This is a genomic window from Ferruginibacter sp. (assembly GCF_028288465.1).
GTDB lineage: Bacteria > Bacteroidota > Bacteroidia > Chitinophagales > Chitinophagaceae > Ferruginibacter.
The window spans coordinates 1-18108 of record NZ_JAQBNR010000051.1; the positions used below are offsets into that span (position 1 = coordinate 1).

The window sequence follows — 18108 nt, forward strand, 5'->3', positions numbered from 1 at the left end:
TTTCTATGATGGCAATATCTACTTTTTGTTGGGCAAAATAATCGAAAGCCATTGCCATGGTGAGTTCAAAAAAAGAGGGTTCAATCTGCTGTGAAATTTGCCGGGTTCTTGCAACAAAATCAACTACAAAGTCTTCCTCAATCATTTCCCCGTTGATCTTTATACGCTCCCTGAAATCTTTTAAATGTGGTGAAGTATACAAGCCTGTTTTATAGCCTGCCTGTTGAAGGATAGCCGCCAGCATATGACTGGTACTGCCTTTACCGTTGGTACCTGCAATATGTACGCTTTTGAATTTGGCCTGTGGATTATCGAGTGCATTACACAGGGCAATGCTGTTGTGCAGATCTTCTTTATAGGCTGCCGCACCAATGCGGCTGTACATGGGCAATTGAGCAAATAGGTAATCAATTGTTTGCTGGTAATTCATTGCGCAAATATAGAATGCTTACCGCTTAGATGAAAGCTAAATTGAAATACAAATTTTAAAACGTGCGACGCCATTGAAGCTAAACCAGGGAAAAAAGGCCAGGCTCAAAAAAGAATTAATTCTGTACTTTGAAATTGAATAAGATGGTTGACACACCTCCATCCGGACTTGTTGGAAATTTAAGACCTGCTGCTTTTCTTTTTGCTATACCGGTGATGGTTGAATTGGATGTTGTAGTCCCCTTTGCAATGGCACTTCCGGTGTATGCGCCAGCAGCATTGTATTGTACATCGAGGTATACTTTTGCATTTTCACTAAAATCATCTTCAAAACGGAGGGCACCTAAATTGAGCGGACGCACACCACGGGTAACACTTACGCCACTTCTGCCACCAGGCGTATTACCATAACTGTCAGGCTTTCCGGAGGGATCGCCGGCATCACCCTTACCACCGGGTTTATTGCCCTGGTAAGTATAGCCATTATCTTCGGTAGCACCATTTCCTCCGCCATTGCCTGCGCCATTATAAGTTGCTTTGGGCTTTTGAGGTTTGGGTGCAGGCATTACAACCGGCGCAGGATTGGTTGTTTTTACCGGTTTGCTAACAGGCTCTTTCGCTATGTTGGTTGCTTTAGGAATTACTTTTTCGGGCTTTGTAACAGGAGCCGCATCCTTGTCTTCAATATCATCCGGCTGAATGTCTTTTGCAGGCGGTTCGGGCGCCGGCGCTGCTTTTGCCTGTGTGGCGGCTACTGCCTGCGATGGCCCCATTTCTCCTTTGATGAGCGGCTGCACCTGGCCAAACCCTTCTTCATTGTTGCCCAGGTTGATTTCAATCAGGTCTTCCACCAACGGTTTGGGCGGTTGCACTATCGGCCACGTAATAAAAAAGGCCAGCAATAATAACACCGCTACAATGATAGCCGTGTAGATAAATGCCTTGCGTTGTCTTTCAGCTTCAAATGATGATGCGTACATAGATTGATTGTAATGTGCCAAAGTTATTTTATTAAAACCAAACGATGCAATTTCGGGTATAAATACATAATTGCTGCTAAAGGTTTAACAAAAGGAAAACAGTCAATAGTCAATGGGCAATTGTCAATTGTCAATAGCTAGAGTGCTTGACCAGTTACCTTTTATTGCTTATTTATTATGCCTGCTGCCTGCCTGACCAATATTTATTGTCTATTGCCTGCCATCAACTTAACCAAACTTTTTGTAGACGCCGATGGGCAATACATTCATCAGCCATGCCACGAGGCGCCACCTTTTTGTTATGTATAATTTGCGTCTTTTCTTTTTGATTCCTGTATAAATCTGCGCCGCTGCTTTATCGACCGGCGCTACCCAAAACTGGCCATTGCCTTTGGCCATTTTTGTTTTGATAAAGCCAGGCTGGATATCAGTTATACGAATAGGTAATTTAAGTTTATGTGCTTTGATGTAAAGTCCTTCCAGGTAATTACTCATGTACGCCTTACTGGCACTATATGCGGGGGCAAAGCTGTTGCCGCGGATAGCGGCGATGGATGAAGTGGCAGCGATATGGCCCTTTCCTTCCAGCATAAAATAATTAAAGGCAAAGTTTACAATTTCTGTAAAGCCATTTACATTGATCAGCGTTGTGTTTTTATCAATTTCCCAATCGAGCGATTCGGAAGGCTCACCATAACCGCTGTTATAAATCAGCAAATCAAGACCACCCAGTTGCTGAATTAAATTCTTCATGCAATCAATGTTCTCATCACCGGTCACATCAAAGCATTCCGTAAGAATATTATCAGGAAAATCTTTTTGTAAACTATCCAGCAAGGCTCTTCTTCTGCCCGTAACACCTACCAGCCAGTCGTTGGCGGCGTACAGGTGCGCCAGTTCTTTCCCTATTCCGGAGGTGGCGCCAATGATGATCACCTTGTTCATGCACTATTTTTTTACAAATATATCATAGCCAAAGCGTATAATCGTTGCCGTTATAACGAGTAAGAAAAACACGCGTATAAATTTGTTGCCCTTTAATATGGCAAGCCTTGCACCAATCACGGAACCGGTGAAATTACACAACGCCATCGGGATGGCGTACTGGTATAAAATATGTCCGCTGCGGGAGAAAAAGAGTATGGATCCGATATTGGTGGAAACGTTTACCAGCTTGGCATGCGCACTTGCTTTTAAAAAATCAAAACCCAGCATACTGATAAAGAAAAGAATAAAAAAGCTTCCGGTACCGGGGCCGATGAAGCCGTCATAAAAACCGAGCAGCAAGGCCATGACGCTGCCCCAGGTATATTCTTTTGTGACACTTACTGATCTTTCTACCGCCAGCCCAAAATCTTTTTTAGTGTATGTATAAATAAATACCAGGATGAGTATCACAAAGAATAACGGCTTCATAAAAGCATTGCTTACATGTGCCACCGTAAGTGAACCCGCATAGGCTGCTACCAATGCAATACTGCACATAACAGCTAACAATTTCCAGCGGATATTTACTTTAAAAGCATATTGAAAGGCAGCAATGGATGTACCGGTCAGTGAAGGGATTTTGGTTGTACCCAATAAACTGGCTACAGGATATTGCGGTAGCGTAATCAGCGTGGCTGGCGTTTGTACCAGGCCGCCTCCGCCAACAATTGCATCAATAAAACCGGCTGCAAAAGCCGCGGTACAAAGAATAATAATTTCCTGGGTCATTAAGAGTATCAGTTTTAAGACAATGGTTTACAACGTTTGGTAGTTGCGTAGTTGTGTATTCAGATTGTAAAAGACTTCGCTAGTTGTTGTTTTCACTTGACTTTTTTTGTCTTGACACAAAAAAAGATAACAAAAAAAGTCAAGCCCGCAACGAATACAGCCCGTTGCTTGCAAGCAGCTTTGTTGAACCATTGTGCATAGTAGTTCCGGCTTTGGTAACTCTATTCTTAGCTTTGTTACAGTTTAACTTTAAACCGGGAATTGCTGTTTTGGAAAACTTCTTAATATTTATTCCTGAAAGTCTTTTTCTTAATCATTATTATTTCACCGGATAATTCCTTTCCCCAAACAACAAACTACCAATACGAACCATCGTACTTCCTTCTTCCACCGCAATGGTGTAATCGCCACTCATGCCCATCGAAAGAACAGAAAAATCAGGGTACTGGTCATATAAATGTTTCAACGTTTTAAACTCTTCCCGAACAAGACTTAAGTCATCAGAAAAAGAAGCCATGCCCATTAACCCAACGACATGAATATTTTTTAAACCATCTTTCTCTTTCATTACTGCCGAAAGCTCTGTTGCATCCAAACCAAATTTTGTTTCTTCTTTGGCGATATGTACCTGCAATAAACAATCAATTACCCGGTTGTTTTTAGCCGCTTCTTTATTGATTTCTTTTAACAGGCTAAAGCTGTCCACGCCATGAATTAAGTGAACAAATGGTGCGATGTATTTTACCTTGTTGCTTTGCAAATGGCCAATAAAATGCCAGTGAATATCTTTTGGTAAAGCCACTTCTTTATCCACCAGTTCCTGCACATAATTTTCTCCAAAATCCCGTTGCCCTAAATCATACAGGGTTTGTATATCGGCTGCAGGCTTGGTTTTGCTGACAGCCACCAATGTAGCCTTGCTATTTAATTCTTGTTGTAGTTGGGTGTATTTTTCTTTATTGATGCTCATGTTTTATTAGATGTTTCATTTTGCACTATCACCTCATCCCTACTCTTCTCCCTCAGGAGAAAGAACTGGAAGTATGGAGTACAGTAATTCGATGGCTTTAATGCATTTGCAGGCTCCATCTCCTCCCTGTCCTCGCCTTTGGGGAGGATAGGTGGGGCTATTCACTTCAAAATACTCCTGCTAATCACAATCCGTTGCACTTCACTTGTACCCTCATAAATCTGCGTAATTTTTGCGTCCCGCATCATGCGTTCCACATGGTATTCTTTTACAAAACCATAACCGCCGTGAATTTGCACGGCTTCAGTGGCAGTCCACATGGCCGTTTCACTGGCGAATACTTTCGCCATACTGCCACTCAGTGTATAATCCAAATGTTCATCTTTTTCCCAGGCTGCTTTCAGGCACAATAACCTCGCACAAGATATTTTAGTAGCCATATCCGCCAGCTTAAATTGTATTGCCTGGTGATGCATAATTTCTTTACCAAAAGCCTTACGCTGTTTGCTGTAGGCAAGTGCTCTTTCATAGGCGCCGCTGGCAATACCCAACGCCTGCGAAGCAATGCCAATGCGGCCGCCCGCCAGCGTTTTCATGGCAAACTTAAAACCAAAACCATCTTCGCCAATACGGTTTGCTTTAGGCACTTTTACATCGTTGAATAAAATGGTATGCGTATCACTTCCGCGAATACCGAGCTTATTTTCTTTAGCGCCCACCACTACACCCGGCCAGTTTTTTTCAACAATAAAAGCATTGATCCCATGACTGCCCTTGCTGATATCTGTTTGCGCAATTACCAAATAAACGCTGGCGCTGTTGCCATTGGTGATCCAGTTTTTTACGCCGTTCAATAAATAATAATCGCCCTTATCTTCCGCCGTGGTTTGCTGCGAAGTTGCGTCGCTGCCCGCTTCCGGTTCACTCAGCAAAAAAGCGCCTATATATAATTCATTGTCTTTTTTACCCTGCGCCAGGGGAATTAAATATTGTTGCCGCTGTTCTTCACTCGCATATTCCTGCAGACCATAACATACCAGGCTGTTATTAACACTCATGCAAACACTCACACTAGCATCTACTTTACTGATTTCCTCCATAGCCAGCACATAACTAATGGTATCCATTCCGCTACCGCCATATTCAGGCTTTACCATCATGCCCATAAAGCCAAGGGCCGCCAGTTTTTCAATTTGTTCCTTTGGAAATTGTTGCAGTTCGTCTCTTTCAATCACGCCGCGCAGGCATTCATTGATGGCAAAATCCCTTGCCGCTTTTTGAATCATCAGGTGTTCTTCAGAAAGTTGAAAATCCATAATCGATCATTTTTATTGCTTTGTAAAAATAAGGTATCGCAATTAACCCATAACAGGGTAAATTTTTTTGTTTACCGGCATTTGTTCCCTGGTTAAGCTTTACAGGCGTCGCACGTTTGAACTGTTGTATTTCAATTGAGCTTTTATCCAAGCGTAAAAAATAAGCGCCGTTTTAAATTTTCTCTCAAAAAAAATAAAATCACATTTAAAAAGGGTTCAAACGGCGTGAATAGAATAACAACACTTGACGAAACTAAAGGGCATTTTTTTACATTTTTACTTTTTAATTTTACCTTTTTCAGTTTTGTCACAAAACAAAAAAAGATCATTGCTAACTCCTTTAGTATTGTTACATTTGACGTCCAATGTATGCAATCGTAGATATAGAAACAACCGGCGGCCATGCGTCAGCAAATGGCATTACTGAAATAGCCGTATTTATACACGACGGTCAAAAAGTGGTAAAGCATTTTGAAACACTCATCAATCCACAACAAAAAATACCCGCCTATATCACATCGCTTACCGGCATCGATAATTATATGGTAGCTGATGCGCCTTCATTTGACGAGATTGCTTCGACCCTGTACAACCTGTTAAGCGATACCATATTTGTAGCGCATAATGTCAACTTCGATTACTCTTTTGTAAAACACCATTTAAAAGCCGCCGGATACGAGCTGGCAGAGAAAAAATTATGCACCGTCCGGTTGAGCAGAAAAACTTTTCCTGGCCTGCCATCTTACAGCCTGGGCAATCTTTGCCGTTCACTGGCATTGCCCATCAACAACCGCCACCGTGCTGGCGGAGATGCCAAAGCAACAGTTATGTTACTGGAACATTGTATGGCCAATGGTGGCGAAGCGCACATCGCACAGATGCTTAAAAAATCATCTGCCGAACAATGGCTGCCATTGCATTTAACCAAAGCCGATGTAGCTGGTTTGCCAGCCGGACCAGGCGTATATTATTTTCATGATGTCAAAGACAAAATCGTTTATGTAGGCAAAGCCATCAACATAAAAAAAAGGGTGAGCAGCCATTTTACGCACAACGATCCGGATAGAAAACGGCAGAATTTTTTGCGCACTATCTGCAAAATAACCTGTAAAGAATGCGCCACCGAACTGGAAGCCATTGTACTGGAAAGCGCAGAAATAAGAAGACTGTGGCCCAAATACAATGTAAGTCAAAAACAGCCACAGCAAAAATATGCATTGTATTTGTTTGAAGATAACAGAGGCTACAAGCGGCTCGCCATCGATAAAAAGAAAAAAAATTTCCCCGCCTTGTATAGTTTTAATTTATTGCACGAAGGATTGGTGATGCTGAAAAAAATGATTGAAGAATTTGAATTACACGAAAAGCTTTGCTTTATAGATAAGACTGCTTTTACTGAAACTGATATCGCTTTTTTAGATCCGCCCCTGGTGTACAATGGTAAAATTAAAAAAGCCCTGGAAGCGCTGGAAGAAAAACTCCCCACTTTTGCGGTGATGGATGACGGCAAAAAAGAAAATGAGAAATTGTGCCTGCTGGTAGAACGGGGCAATTTCTGGGGAATGGGCTACCTGCCTGCAAGCACAAACATTTCCTCTGCCGACGATTTAAAAATATATTTAAACCCATACGCCGATAATGATACCATCCGCAACAGCATTTACCTGTTTGTGGAAAAACATCCCGACAAGCGCATCAGCCTGCCCGCAACTACTGTAAGGTTTCAAAATTAAATTTCCAGTTTTTTCTTTCGTTGCACACCGCTATTTTCGCAACCCTAAAATTAAAAAACAACAACGCAATGTCAGACTTCGTACAACCAATAGCGCAAAAATTAAATATAAAATTACAGCAGGTACAGGCAGTATTAACCTTACTGGAAGAGGGTTCTACCATACCGTTTATTGCCCGTTACCGGAAAGACAAAACCGGTGCGCTGGATGAAGTGCAGATACAGCAGATACAGGATGAAGCCAAATTTTTAAAAGAGTTTCATGAGCGCAAGACCTTCATTGAAAAAACCATTACCGACCAGGAAAAAATGACGGAAGCGCTGCAGGCCAAAATCAATAAGGCCACCACCATTGCAGAGTTGGAAGATATTTACCTGCCATACAAACCAAAGAGAAAAACCAAAGCGCAAACCGCCAGGGAAAATGGATTGGAACCCCTGGCTAATACATTGCTTGAACAAAAAGATATTGACTTAATTGCTACCGCCGCCACTTTCATTAATGAAAAAGTATTGGATGCCGACGCAGCCTTACAAGGTGCCCGCGACATCATCGCGGAGCAAATAAATGAAGATGCACAGGTAAGGGCGAAGCTTCGTAAACTGTTTGAAACCGAAGCCACTCTGCAAAGTAAAGTGGTAACTGATAAAGAAACAGAAGGCATTAAGTACAAAGATTATTTTGATTTTTCAGAGTTGATTTCCAAAACGCCTTCACACAGAATTTTAGCTGTGTTACGTGGCTTTCTGGAAGGCTATTTACGCATTGCTATTTCTCCTGCTGAAGAGGCATCGCAGGAGATGATTGAAGCCATGTATATCAAAGGCATGAGTTCCAGCAGCGACCAGTTGCGAAAAGCTGTGAAAGATGCCTACCGCAGGTTATTACAGCCCAGCCTGGAAACAGAATTCAGAACAGCTTTAAAAGCCAAAGCAGATGAAGAAGCCATCAATGTATTTGCAGAAAACCTGCGCCAGTTATTGTTAAGTTCTCCTATCGGCAGTAAAAGAATTCTCGCTATTGATCCTGGCTACAGAACAGGTTGTAAAGTGGTTTGCCTGGATGAAAAAGGAGAACTGCAAAAGACGGACCTCATCTTTCCGCATGAACACAACCGCGTTGCAGCAGAAGAGATAAAAATTAAAAATTTAGTACAACAATACGGCATCGAAGTCTTTGCCATTGGCGATGGAACTGCCGGCCGGGAAACAGATAATTTCATCAAAAAATTAAATCTGGGGCTGCCGGTATTTTTGGTGAATGAAGATGGCGCTTCTATTTATTCAGCTTCCGAAATAGCCAGGGAAGAATTCCCCAATGAAGACATTACAGTTCGTGGTGCAGTGAGTATTGGAAGAAGATTGATGGACCCGTTGGCCGAGCTTGTAAAGCTGGATCCTAAAAGCATTGGTGTTGGACAGTACCAGCATGATGTAAATCAGTTTCGTTTAAAAGAAAGGTTAGATGCTACTGTAATAAGTTGCGTAAATAACGTCGGTGTAAATTTAAATACCGCCAGCAAACATTTACTTAGTTATGTAAGTGGTATCGGCGGAACACTAGCCGATAATATTGTAAAATACAGAAATGAAATCGGCAAATTTACCAGCCGCAAACAATTGCTGAAAGTACCACGTTTAGGTGGCAAAGCATTTGAACAATGCGCCGGCTTTTTGCGCATCAAAGAAGGCGAAGATTTGCTGGACCAGAGTGCGGTACATCCGGAAGCCTACCCGGTGGTGGAAGCAATGGCAAAAGATTTGGGCGTGGAAGTAAAGGCACTCATCGGCAAAGAAGAATTATTAAAAAAAGTAGATGCAAAAAAATATGCCACCGAACAGATTGGCGAGCTTACCATTAAGGATATCCTGAATGAATTAAAGAAACCGGGGCTTGACCCACGCAGCGAAGCTCAGGCTTTTGAGTTTGCCAATATTTACAGCATTGATGATGTAAAAGTGGGCATGGAAGTGCCGGGTGTAGTTACCAATATTACCCGCTTTGGGGCCTTTATTGATGTCGGCGTAAAGCAAGATGGATTGGTACACGTATCAGAAATTTCGCATACCTATATTACTGACCCCAACGAAGTGCTGAAACTGAATCAGCATGTAAAAGTGAAAGTGCTAGAAGTGGATGCAGTAAGAAAACGCATTGCGTTATCCATTAAACAAACAGAGGAAGCCCCTGCAAGAAAACAATACGGCAACAACAACTCACAAGGCCGGCAGGGAACGCCTCACACAGGAGCCGCAAAAAAGCCAATCGCCGATTTGCCACTAAACGATGCCCTTGCAGCACTTAAACAAAAATTTGGTCGTTAACCCCGGTGGGTCACCCCAAAAAGGGTGGCTCACCGTGCGGTTAGGAAAAGCTCAACGGGCGGCGGGGAAAGGCTTGCTGGGCGCCGAAATCATTAACCATATTTGGCCATGGTGACGTTTTCCTGCAATCTTTTACACGCTTTCCGTTCTCTTGGGTGAGTCACCCTTTTTGGGGTGCCCCACCCGGCAGAACGCCGTTTTTCGGGCTTACAAATTTTGTGGAATTTTCAATATTTTTTTATACCCAATTCGTTAAAAAGATGTTGAAAAATAAGGTATCCCCGGCACAATACGCTGTACACAAAGGTTTCATGCGATATTAACAAATTGTGTGATTAACTTTTACCGCAGCCAATAAAAACCGGTAGTACTATTGCATTAGTTCTTGTACATCTTGTTCAGGTAATTAAGACAAACGAATTTGATAGGGGAACCATGTGAAAATCATGGACTGTTGCGCAACTGTAAGTAACACTATTGATACATATTTCAACCCGGTGAGTATGCCGGTGCGAATCAGTTACAAGTCAGATTACCAGCCTGAACAACCAGTGCAGCATCTTCGCAATAAAGATCACAGCACTTCAATAAACCAACTCAACACAGGGTTTACTGTCGGCCGCCGTTTTCAATATTGCGTTTAAATAAACGAATAATATCACCATCATGTCAGACAGTACAAACAGCAACGAATTACTTTTAAGAGAAAACAAAGAACGTTTTGTTCTGCTTCCAATCAACTATCCCAAAGTGTGGGAAATGTATAAAAAACACGAAGCCAGTTTTTGGACGGCCGAGGAAATTGATTTAAGCAGTGATCAAAAAGACTGGGACAACCTGAATGATGGTGAGCGCCATTTTATTTCTCATATCCTGGCATTTTTTGCCGCCAGCGATGGTATTGTAAATGAAAACCTGGCGGTTAATTTTATGAGTGAAGTACAATTGCCAGAGGCAAGGTGCTTTTACGGTTTCCAGATTATGATGGAAAATATTCACTCGGAAACCTATGCTTTATTAATTGATAATTATATAAAAGATCCGAAGGAAAAATTGCGCCTGTTTCACGCCATCGATACCGTACCTGCTGTAAAGAAAAAAGCAGAGTGGGCGTTGCGCTGGATTGAAAAAGGCAATTTTGCAGAGCGCCTGGTTGCATTCGCTGCCGTAGAAGGTATCTTCTTCAGTGGTAGTTTTTGCTCCATCTTCTGGATGAAGAAGAGAGGCTTGATGCCGGGCTTAACATTCAGCAATGAGCTGATCAGCCGTGATGAAGGATTGCACTGTGAGTTTGCCTGTTTGCTGTACAGCATGCTGGAAACCAAGTTAACAAAGGACGAAGTTTTCACTATTATTGCCGATGCTGTAACGATTGAAAAAGAATTTATAACCGATGCTTTGCCTGTAGCCTTAATTGGCATGAATGCCAAACTGATGCAGCAATATATTGAATTTGTTGCCGATCGCTGGCTGGCAGAATTGGGCTATCCCAAAATGTTCAATGCCACCAATCCTTTTGATTTTATGGAAATGATCAGCCTGCAGGGTAAAACCAACTTCTTCGAGAAGCGGGTGGGTGATTACCAGAAAGCAGGTGTAATGGGTTCCAAAGAATCGCAGGCTTTTTCCCTCGAAGAAGACTTTTAAAAAGTAATTAACATCTGTGGAAACAAAGTAAGCAGCAATTTTCAATATAATTGTTAGCTTTTCTGTCGCTAAGATTTTCAGCAAAAATTAAATTATCTACTCCATATATAAAGTTCAGACGCTATGCATGTAATTAAAAGAAATGGTAAAAAAGAAACCATTAAGTTCGACAAGGTAACCGCCCGTATAGAGAAGTTATCTTACAGTTTAAGCCCACTCGTAAATGCCATTGATGTGGCTAAAAAAGTAATTGAAGGGATATACGACGGCGTTCCTACCACCGAACTGGATAATCTTGCAGCAGAAACAGCGGCCTCACTCGCCACCAAACATCCGGATTATGCGATACTGGCTTCAAGGATTGCGGTAAGCAACTTACATAAAAATACCATCAAATCTTTTTCTGAAACAATGAAGAAATTGTATTTGTATGTTGATAAATCAAACGGTAAAAAATCTCCTTTGCTGGCGGATGATGTATGGCAGGTGATTGAAGAGAACGCCGAAGTACTGGACAGCACCATCATTTACGACCGTGATTTCAGCTTCGATTATTTTGGATTCAAAACACTGGAAAAAGCTTACCTGTTAAAGGTGGATGGTAAAATTGTAGAGCGTCCGCAACACATGTTTATGCGTGTGTCTGTGGGTATTCACAAGGGCGATATAGACAGTGTTATTAAAACTTATAACCTATTAAGCGAACGCTGGTTTACACATGCTACGCCGACCTTATTCAATGCAGGCACACCGAAAGCGCAAATGAGCAGCTGCTTTTTGCTGACTATGAAGGAAGACAGCATCGATGGTATTTATGACACGTTGAAACAGACCGCTAAAATCTCTCAAAGTGCCGGTGGCATTGGTTTAGCGATACATGATATCCGTGCAACCGGAAGTTACATCGGTGGCACCAATGGTACCAGCAATGGCATTGTACCAATGCTGAGGGTATTCAATGATACGGCACGTTATGTAGACCAGGGTGGTGGCAAACGCAAAGGCGCTTTCGCTGTTTACATTGAACCATGGCATGCGGATATATTTGCTTTTTTAGACCTGAGGAAAAATCATGGTAAAGAAGAAATGCGTGCAAGGGATTTATTTTATGCCTTGTGGATATGTGACCTGTTTATGAAAAGGGTTGAAGCCGACGGACAATGGAGCCTGTTCTGCCCCAACGAGGCACCGGGCCTGAGCGATTGCCACGGCGAAGCATTTGAAAAATTATATACGCAATACGAAGCAGAAGGAAGGGCAAGAAAAACCATCAAGGCACAGGAACTTTGGTTTGCTATTTTAGATTCGCAAATTGAAACCGGTACGCCGTACATGTTGTATAAGGATGCTGCCAACAGCAAGAGCAACCAGCAAAACCTGGGTACCATTAAGAGCAGTAATCTTTGCACAGAAATTATAGAATATACCAGCCCGGATGAAGTAGCGGTTTGTAATTTGGCTTCTATCGCTTTACCACGTTTTGTGATCAACGGTACGTTTGATATGGATAAGTTGTACGAAGTGACTTACCAGGCAACACTGAACCTGAACAAGATCATCGATTATAATTATTATCCTGTAGAAGAAGCAAAGAACAGCAATATGCGTCATCGCCCGATCGGATTGGGTGTACAGGGTTTGGCCGATGCTTTTATTCTATTGCGTCTGCCTTTTGAAAGCGACCTGGCTAAGATCTTAAATAAAAATATTTTCGAAACCATCTACTTTGCAGCTATGACGGCAAGTAAAGATTTAGCGATCAAAGAAGGTGCTTACGAATCTTTCCATGGCTCTCCACTGTCAAAAGGAAAATTCCAGTTTGATCTGTGGAACGTGCAACCATCTGACCGCTGGGATTGGGAAAGTTTAAGAAAAGAAGTAGTAGAACATGGTGTAAGAAACAGTTTGCTGGTAGCACCAATGCCAACAGCGTCGACGTCACAAATATTGGGAAACAACGAATGTTTTGAACCCTACACTTCCAATATTTATTCAAGAAGAGTTTTAAGCGGTGAGTTCATCATTGTAAACAAACATTTGCTGAAAGACCTGGTGAGCCTTGGTTTATGGAACAACGACATGAAGAACAGGATCATTGCCGCCAACGGTTCTATACAGAAAATAAATGAAATACCGGCTAACCTAAAAGAACTGTATAAAACAGTTTGGGAAATTAAGCAACGTAACCTCATCGATATGGCAGCCGACCGCGGTGCATTCATTTGCCAGAGCCAGTCACTGAATTTATTTGTAGACAATCCAACATCTTCCAAGTTAACCTCCATGCATTTTTATGGCTGGAAGAAAGGCTTAAAAACAGGAATGTATTACCTGCGTTCACAAGCCGCCACACAAGCTGTTCAGTTTACGATTGAAAAGCAGGGCAGCGAAGAAATGGCACCAGTAATACCGCATATCAATGCTGAAAATAAAAACAATGTAGACGATATTGAAGCTGATTTCACCGGCCAGACTTGCACCATGCAGGATGGTTGTATCAGTTGCGGATCGTAATTAACAAATAAAATAAATGAGGAACGCAGGTAATTTTTTACCTGCGTTTTTTAATCTCAACATATTCATGCGATAGGTTCTTTTTACTGTTGCATCGATGAAGCATATGTATGTTCATTGACGCAATTTAAAGGATTAGGTTGCGTCAATAAACGAGTTATATGCCATTTTAAGATGCGACTTCAAATAAACCTGTTACTCTTTTTATTTCTTTATTGTTTGACAGTATTTGGACAAAGCAATAAAAGCAATGACCATTGGTTATCCTTTGTTGACACGACAAAAAACAAATGCGGTTATTTAAATCAAAATGGCGACACGATAATTCGAGCTGACAATTACAGCTTTTGTTTTACCGACACTTTCAAAACTTTCGCAATAGTAGCGGACAAGACCTTTGGCTTTATTGCAATCGACAAGAAACAAAACATTTTATACAAGGTGTTTCCGTTTGACAACGGGCCAGATTATGCTGCTGACGGGCTTTTTAGAATTATAATGAATAACAAGATTGGCTATGCTGACGAAGCGACTGGAAAAGTTATTATCAAACCTCAATTTGAATGCGCTTTTCCATTTGAAAATGGTATTGCAAAAGTTGGCTTAAACTGTACGAAACATTCAGACGGCGAACATTCTTATTGGACGAGTGAGAGCTGGTTTTACATTGACAAAAAAGGAAGGAAAATAAAAGCCCCAAAAACAGTAAGTGACTAAGCTGACGGCATATGACATTCACTTTTACGCAAGAGTGCCCGACCCGCTAACAATGAGCTTTTAATTATACATTTGATTTCGGTTACGAGCAGACGAAAATATATTTCCCGGTCTGCATAAATGCGTGTCCGTTATGTTCCATTTTATGAGAAACCTAATAACTCTGTTTTCCATCTTCATTTTCACACACTCTTATGCTCAGGTAACGTTTGACAAAACAGTAGAACAACAATATCAAGATGCATATAACAAATTACCCGCTTGGTTACAACAGAAAGCAATTGAAGCTTATAAGGACACAAGTTTTCACGGAGGCTTAGTTGTTTTAACGGAACATAAAATTGACACACTAAATAAAGATGAGGTTGCTAATAGCTACAGTTATAAAAATGATGAAGAAAAGCAATATGACTTATCATTTTGTGGTGGACAAATTAACTCTGACACTTTAACAATTGGAGTAGGGACACAATTTTTTAGTCAATCTATTCAACACAAAATTTTTAAAAATTTGGCGACAACAATTTTCAATGAATATCGCGATAATGGAACTCCATTCAGAACAGAACTCACAAACGACAAGACAAATGATTTAACAATTCCAGCAGAGACAATAAGAATTGTTTTAAGTGCAGATAAATTCACAACGGACGAAACTATTTTTGGATATGCTGAAATAACGACAAAGGCTTTTTATGAGGATGCTGATTCATTCAAAAACGGTTACATCAAGAAGCGGTTACATTATAAATATTTTTTTAAATTCAAACCAACAAAAAACGGCATATAACAAAAATATTTGCAATAGCAGGGTGCAACGGAACGCAATTCAGCAGTAGTAATTATATTCATCATTTGTTATCGGCTGACATTTCTCTGTTGAACATTTGTAGTTAACGTGGGCAAAAGAAAATAAATCAGCTTTGGCGTCGGCTGATGGAACACACAAGCCCTGCCATCGCAAATACTTACCGTTAGCAGAACTTATTATGGAGAATAATCAACCTATTGACATACTTGACTCTGTAGTTTCAGAAACTCTGACTGAAATCAGTACCGAAATTCTAGAAGCTGGTATTGATCAGTTAATAGAAAATGAGTTACTTAAGGACATTCCTATTCTTGGTATCGGTTATAAAACATATAATCTTGCGAAAAAAATTACTGAACATTTCTTAATCAAAAAGATTTTAAAATTCTTATTTCACTTAAAAGATATTTCGCAAGACAAACGAGAGAAATTTATTAAGGAACTAGAAAAAAAGAAGCAATCTAAAACCGTAAGCGAGAAACTGCTTATAGCCCTAAATAGACTTGATGATCTAAATAAAGCCGATATAATCGGCAAGCTATTCAAAGCACTAATTGAGAACGACATAACACAAGAAGAATTTTTTAGACTTTCATCTTACGTAGATCATGCATATATTGATGATTTAATTGGACTCAAGCAAAATGAACAACCATATGGAGTTCCTTACAGTATAAAAGAAAATTTAGCTCAAGTAGGATTCTTTACAAGGATAATTAAAGACAACAGAGCTCAAGAAGAGTATATACAAAAAATGACAGATTCTTCAAGGCATAAAATCGCTCCTACTTTTGAATATAAAATCAACAAGTTTGGCGAGTTGCTATTGAAATTTGGATTATAACTTCTGCTAACATGAACATATTTATACTATTGGGGCTTGACCAACTAACATCAACTAAAAGCTATTTTTTCAATTGCTGAAATATAAGCGGCGCCAATTGGAAGCTCTGTTTGCTTTATCCAGATACTTTTTCTATCCATTTTTTGAATGTGTTTTTTTGATACGATATAAGAGCGGTGAACCCTTATAAAATCGGAAGCAGGCAATAAAGCTTCTGTTTCACTCATAGTGAGGCGGGAGGCAATTTTACGGTTCTCTAAAACAAACTGCATGTAATTGCCGCTGCTTTCTGCATACAGAATAGTCTCCGGTTCCACTTTGATCATTTCGTAACCACTCTTAATAAAAATGGCTGTTGGTTCCTGTGATGGCGCAATGGTTTTATTTCTCAGTAGAAATTGTTCATTGGCTTTATTACAGGCTTTTAAAAAGCGGGCCAGCGAAAAAGGCTTTAGTAAGTAATCAATCGCATCCAGTTCAAAACTCTGTACCGCATGCTCGCTGTAGGCGGTAGTAAATATAACCATCGGCGGGTTGGAGAGGGATTTCAACAAATCAATCCCCGAAATATCCGGCATTTTAATATCCAGAAAAATAAGATCCACTTTTTCTTTCTGTAAATATTCAATTGCTTTAAATGCATTGGTAAAAGTAGCTGCCAGGTCAATAAATGAAATTTTGGAGGAAAGGCTTTTGACCACTTCCAGTGCGATGGGTTCATCATCTATGGCGATTGCTGTAAGCATGTTTACTTTATTTTATTCGCATATTTTGTTACGCCCTTTTGTAAAATCTTTAAGCCTTTTACTTCGCCTGCAGCATCTATATCAATAGTCACTTTTAAGTCTTCATCATGCTCATCATAAAAATATATAGCACTCAAAGGATGCAACAGTGATGTTGGTCCCGGATGCCCGTCCCTTTTTGGTTGAGCAATCAATATTCCATCACCTGCAGTTACATCCACCGTTAAATGTATTTCTTCTATGGTATAAGTGCCGATATATTTCTTTAAAACCGCTGGCTCAATGGCAACTGGTATTAGTTTGACCGGTATGCTGTATGGCTGATGATATAACACAGCAAGCAGTTTATCCGTTATATGCATCACCTCTCCTGTTGAACCACTTTTATTGCTAAGCAAAACAACGCAAATATCATCCTCCGGTATTCTTGCAAAATTACTTCCGAAGCCTGAGATAGAACCACTATGCGACACCATCTTTCTGCCATACACAGAATCTATTTGCCAGCCATAACCATAATTATGCAAAGCGCAGGGCGTATAAGCTTTATCCATCCACTTTTTATTTACAACTTTATACGCCTGCAAACCAAGATGCCATTTATACATATCTGTTACTGTTGAGTAAATTGCCCCCGCACCAAAGGGACCTGTAGAGTCTGTGATGTCAGCAGGTTGACGGGAAGAGCCCATTAAAAAATCATAGCCGGTCGCTTTTTTATCACGGGCAACATGTATAAAATCGAAGCCGCTGTTGTTCATTTTCAATGGTGTAAAAATGTATTTCCTCACTGCCTGCCAGTAACTCATGCCTGACACTTGTTGAATAATGTAACTCAATAGTACATAGCCTGAATTACTGTAGTGCCAATCCGTTCCGGGTGCAAAATCAGGTTTTAATCTTTCAAAATACTGCACCGTTTTTAGTTCCTCAGCTGTATTAATGGAAGAGTCTTCTTCTGTAAAATTTCTTAGTCCTGAAGTATGTGTGAGTAAATGTTCTACGGTAATAACATCGCCATTGGGGAAATCCCTGTAATACTTACTGAGCTTATCATTCAATGCCATTTTATGTAACTCTACCAGCTTTAAAATAACTGCTGAAGTAAACTGTTTTGTGACAGATGCTACCTGAAATCTTGTGCTGACATCATTGGTACTTTTATCCTCCGCGTTTTTTATGCCATACCCTTTTTGCAGTAAGATTTTACCATGCTGTGCTACCAGTACAGCACCATTAAACCTGCCCACGCTTGTAAAAGCAGTCATTAGCTCGTCTAATTTTCTGACTGTAGAATCCTGTGCAAATACAACTTGCGTCAATGCTACTGCAAGGGCAAATACAACTATTTTTTTCATGTT

14 protein-coding genes, 1 pseudogene and 1 riboswitch are annotated in these 18108 nt (G+C 40.7%); of the genes and pseudogenes, 7 read left to right on the top strand and 8 right to left on the bottom strand.

All coding sequences use genetic code 11. From position 1 onward, the window contains the following. The 6 genes and pseudogenes from JWR61_RS19540 to JWR61_RS19565 form a co-directional block, all read right to left on the bottom strand. Nucleotides 1–430, bottom strand: a pseudogene (locus JWR61_RS19540) (Mur ligase family protein); the annotation flags it as partial. Nucleotides 431–545: 115 nt separating this feature from the next. Further along, nucleotides 546–1409, bottom strand: coding sequence for a hypothetical protein (locus tag JWR61_RS19545; protein WP_301929407.1), 864 nt, complete (start codon nt 1407–1409; stop codon nt 546–548). Between the two features lie 228 nt (nt 1410–1637). Next, nucleotides 1638–2354, bottom strand: coding sequence for an SDR family NAD(P)-dependent oxidoreductase (locus JWR61_RS19550; protein ID WP_301929408.1), 717 nt, complete (start codon nt 2352–2354; stop codon nt 1638–1640). A 3-nt stretch (nt 2355–2357) separates the two neighbouring features. Further along, nucleotides 2358–3125: a TSUP family transporter gene (locus JWR61_RS19555; RefSeq protein WP_301929409.1), complete on the bottom strand. Its 768-nt coding sequence runs from the start codon at nt 3123–3125 to the stop codon at nt 2358–2360. 319 nt (nt 3126–3444) lie between these two features. Beyond that, a complete protein-coding gene (locus JWR61_RS19560) occupies nt 3445–4095 on the bottom strand; it encodes a YggS family pyridoxal phosphate-dependent enzyme (protein ID WP_301929410.1) in 651 nt (216 codons plus the stop codon). A 161-nt stretch (nt 4096–4256) separates the two neighbouring features. Continuing rightward, nucleotides 4257–5411, bottom strand: coding sequence for an acyl-CoA dehydrogenase family protein (locus JWR61_RS19565; RefSeq protein ID WP_301929411.1), 1155 nt, complete (start codon nt 5409–5411; stop codon nt 4257–4259). Between the two features lie 365 nt (nt 5412–5776). Between JWR61_RS19565 and JWR61_RS19570 the strand changes: the two genes are divergently transcribed. The 7 genes from JWR61_RS19570 to JWR61_RS19600 all read left to right on the top strand — a co-directional run bounded on the left by JWR61_RS19570 (nt 5777) and on the right by JWR61_RS19600 (nt 16001). Beyond that, nucleotides 5777–7144, top strand: coding sequence for an exonuclease domain-containing protein (locus JWR61_RS19570; RefSeq protein ID WP_301929412.1), 1368 nt, complete (start codon nt 5777–5779; stop codon nt 7142–7144). A gap of 68 nt (nt 7145–7212) precedes the next feature. Continuing rightward, a complete protein-coding gene (locus JWR61_RS19575; protein ID WP_301929413.1) occupies nt 7213–9468 on the top strand; it encodes a Tex family protein in 2256 nt (751 codons plus the stop codon). Nucleotides 9469–9851: 383 nt separating this feature from the next. Then, a riboswitch (cobalamin riboswitch) is annotated at nt 9852–10027 on the top strand. A gap of 107 nt (nt 10028–10134) precedes the next feature. Beyond that, complete coding sequence (locus tag JWR61_RS19580; RefSeq protein ID WP_290340211.1) at nt 10135–11115, top strand: ribonucleoside-diphosphate reductase small subunit; 981 nt, start codon at nt 10135–10137, stop codon at nt 11113–11115. A gap of 123 nt (nt 11116–11238) precedes the next feature. Further along, nucleotides 11239–13629 carry a ribonucleoside-diphosphate reductase subunit alpha gene (locus JWR61_RS19585; protein ID WP_301929414.1) on the top strand — a complete coding sequence of 797 codons (2391 nt, stop codon included), beginning with the start codon at nt 11239–11241 and terminating at the stop codon, nt 13627–13629. A 219-nt stretch (nt 13630–13848) separates the two neighbouring features. Continuing rightward, nucleotides 13849–14346, top strand: a complete 498-nt coding sequence (locus JWR61_RS19590; protein WP_301929415.1) for a WG repeat-containing protein — start codon at nt 13849–13851, stop codon at nt 14344–14346. A 145-nt stretch (nt 14347–14491) separates the two neighbouring features. Further along, nucleotides 14492–15136: a hypothetical protein gene (locus tag JWR61_RS19595; RefSeq protein ID WP_301929416.1), complete on the top strand. Its 645-nt coding sequence runs from the start codon at nt 14492–14494 to the stop codon at nt 15134–15136. A gap of 199 nt (nt 15137–15335) precedes the next feature. Beyond that, nucleotides 15336–16001, top strand: a complete 666-nt coding sequence (locus JWR61_RS19600) for a DUF2013 domain-containing protein (protein ID WP_301929417.1) — start codon at nt 15336–15338, stop codon at nt 15999–16001. Nucleotides 16002–16051: 50 nt separating this feature from the next. On the opposite strand, the gene JWR61_RS19605 is transcribed toward JWR61_RS19600, so the two are convergent. Together JWR61_RS19605 and JWR61_RS19610 are read right to left on the bottom strand one after the other, a co-directional pair. Continuing rightward, the gene (locus JWR61_RS19605; protein ID WP_301929418.1) at nt 16052–16747 is read right to left on the bottom strand and encodes a LytTR family DNA-binding domain-containing protein; all 696 of its coding nucleotides are present in this window, start codon (nt 16745–16747) and stop codon (nt 16052–16054) included. A gap of 2 nt (nt 16748–16749) precedes the next feature. Next, nucleotides 16750–18105, bottom strand: coding sequence for a serine hydrolase (locus JWR61_RS19610; RefSeq protein WP_301929419.1), 1356 nt, complete (start codon nt 18103–18105; stop codon nt 16750–16752). Between the last annotated feature and the right edge of the window lie 3 nt (nt 18106–18108).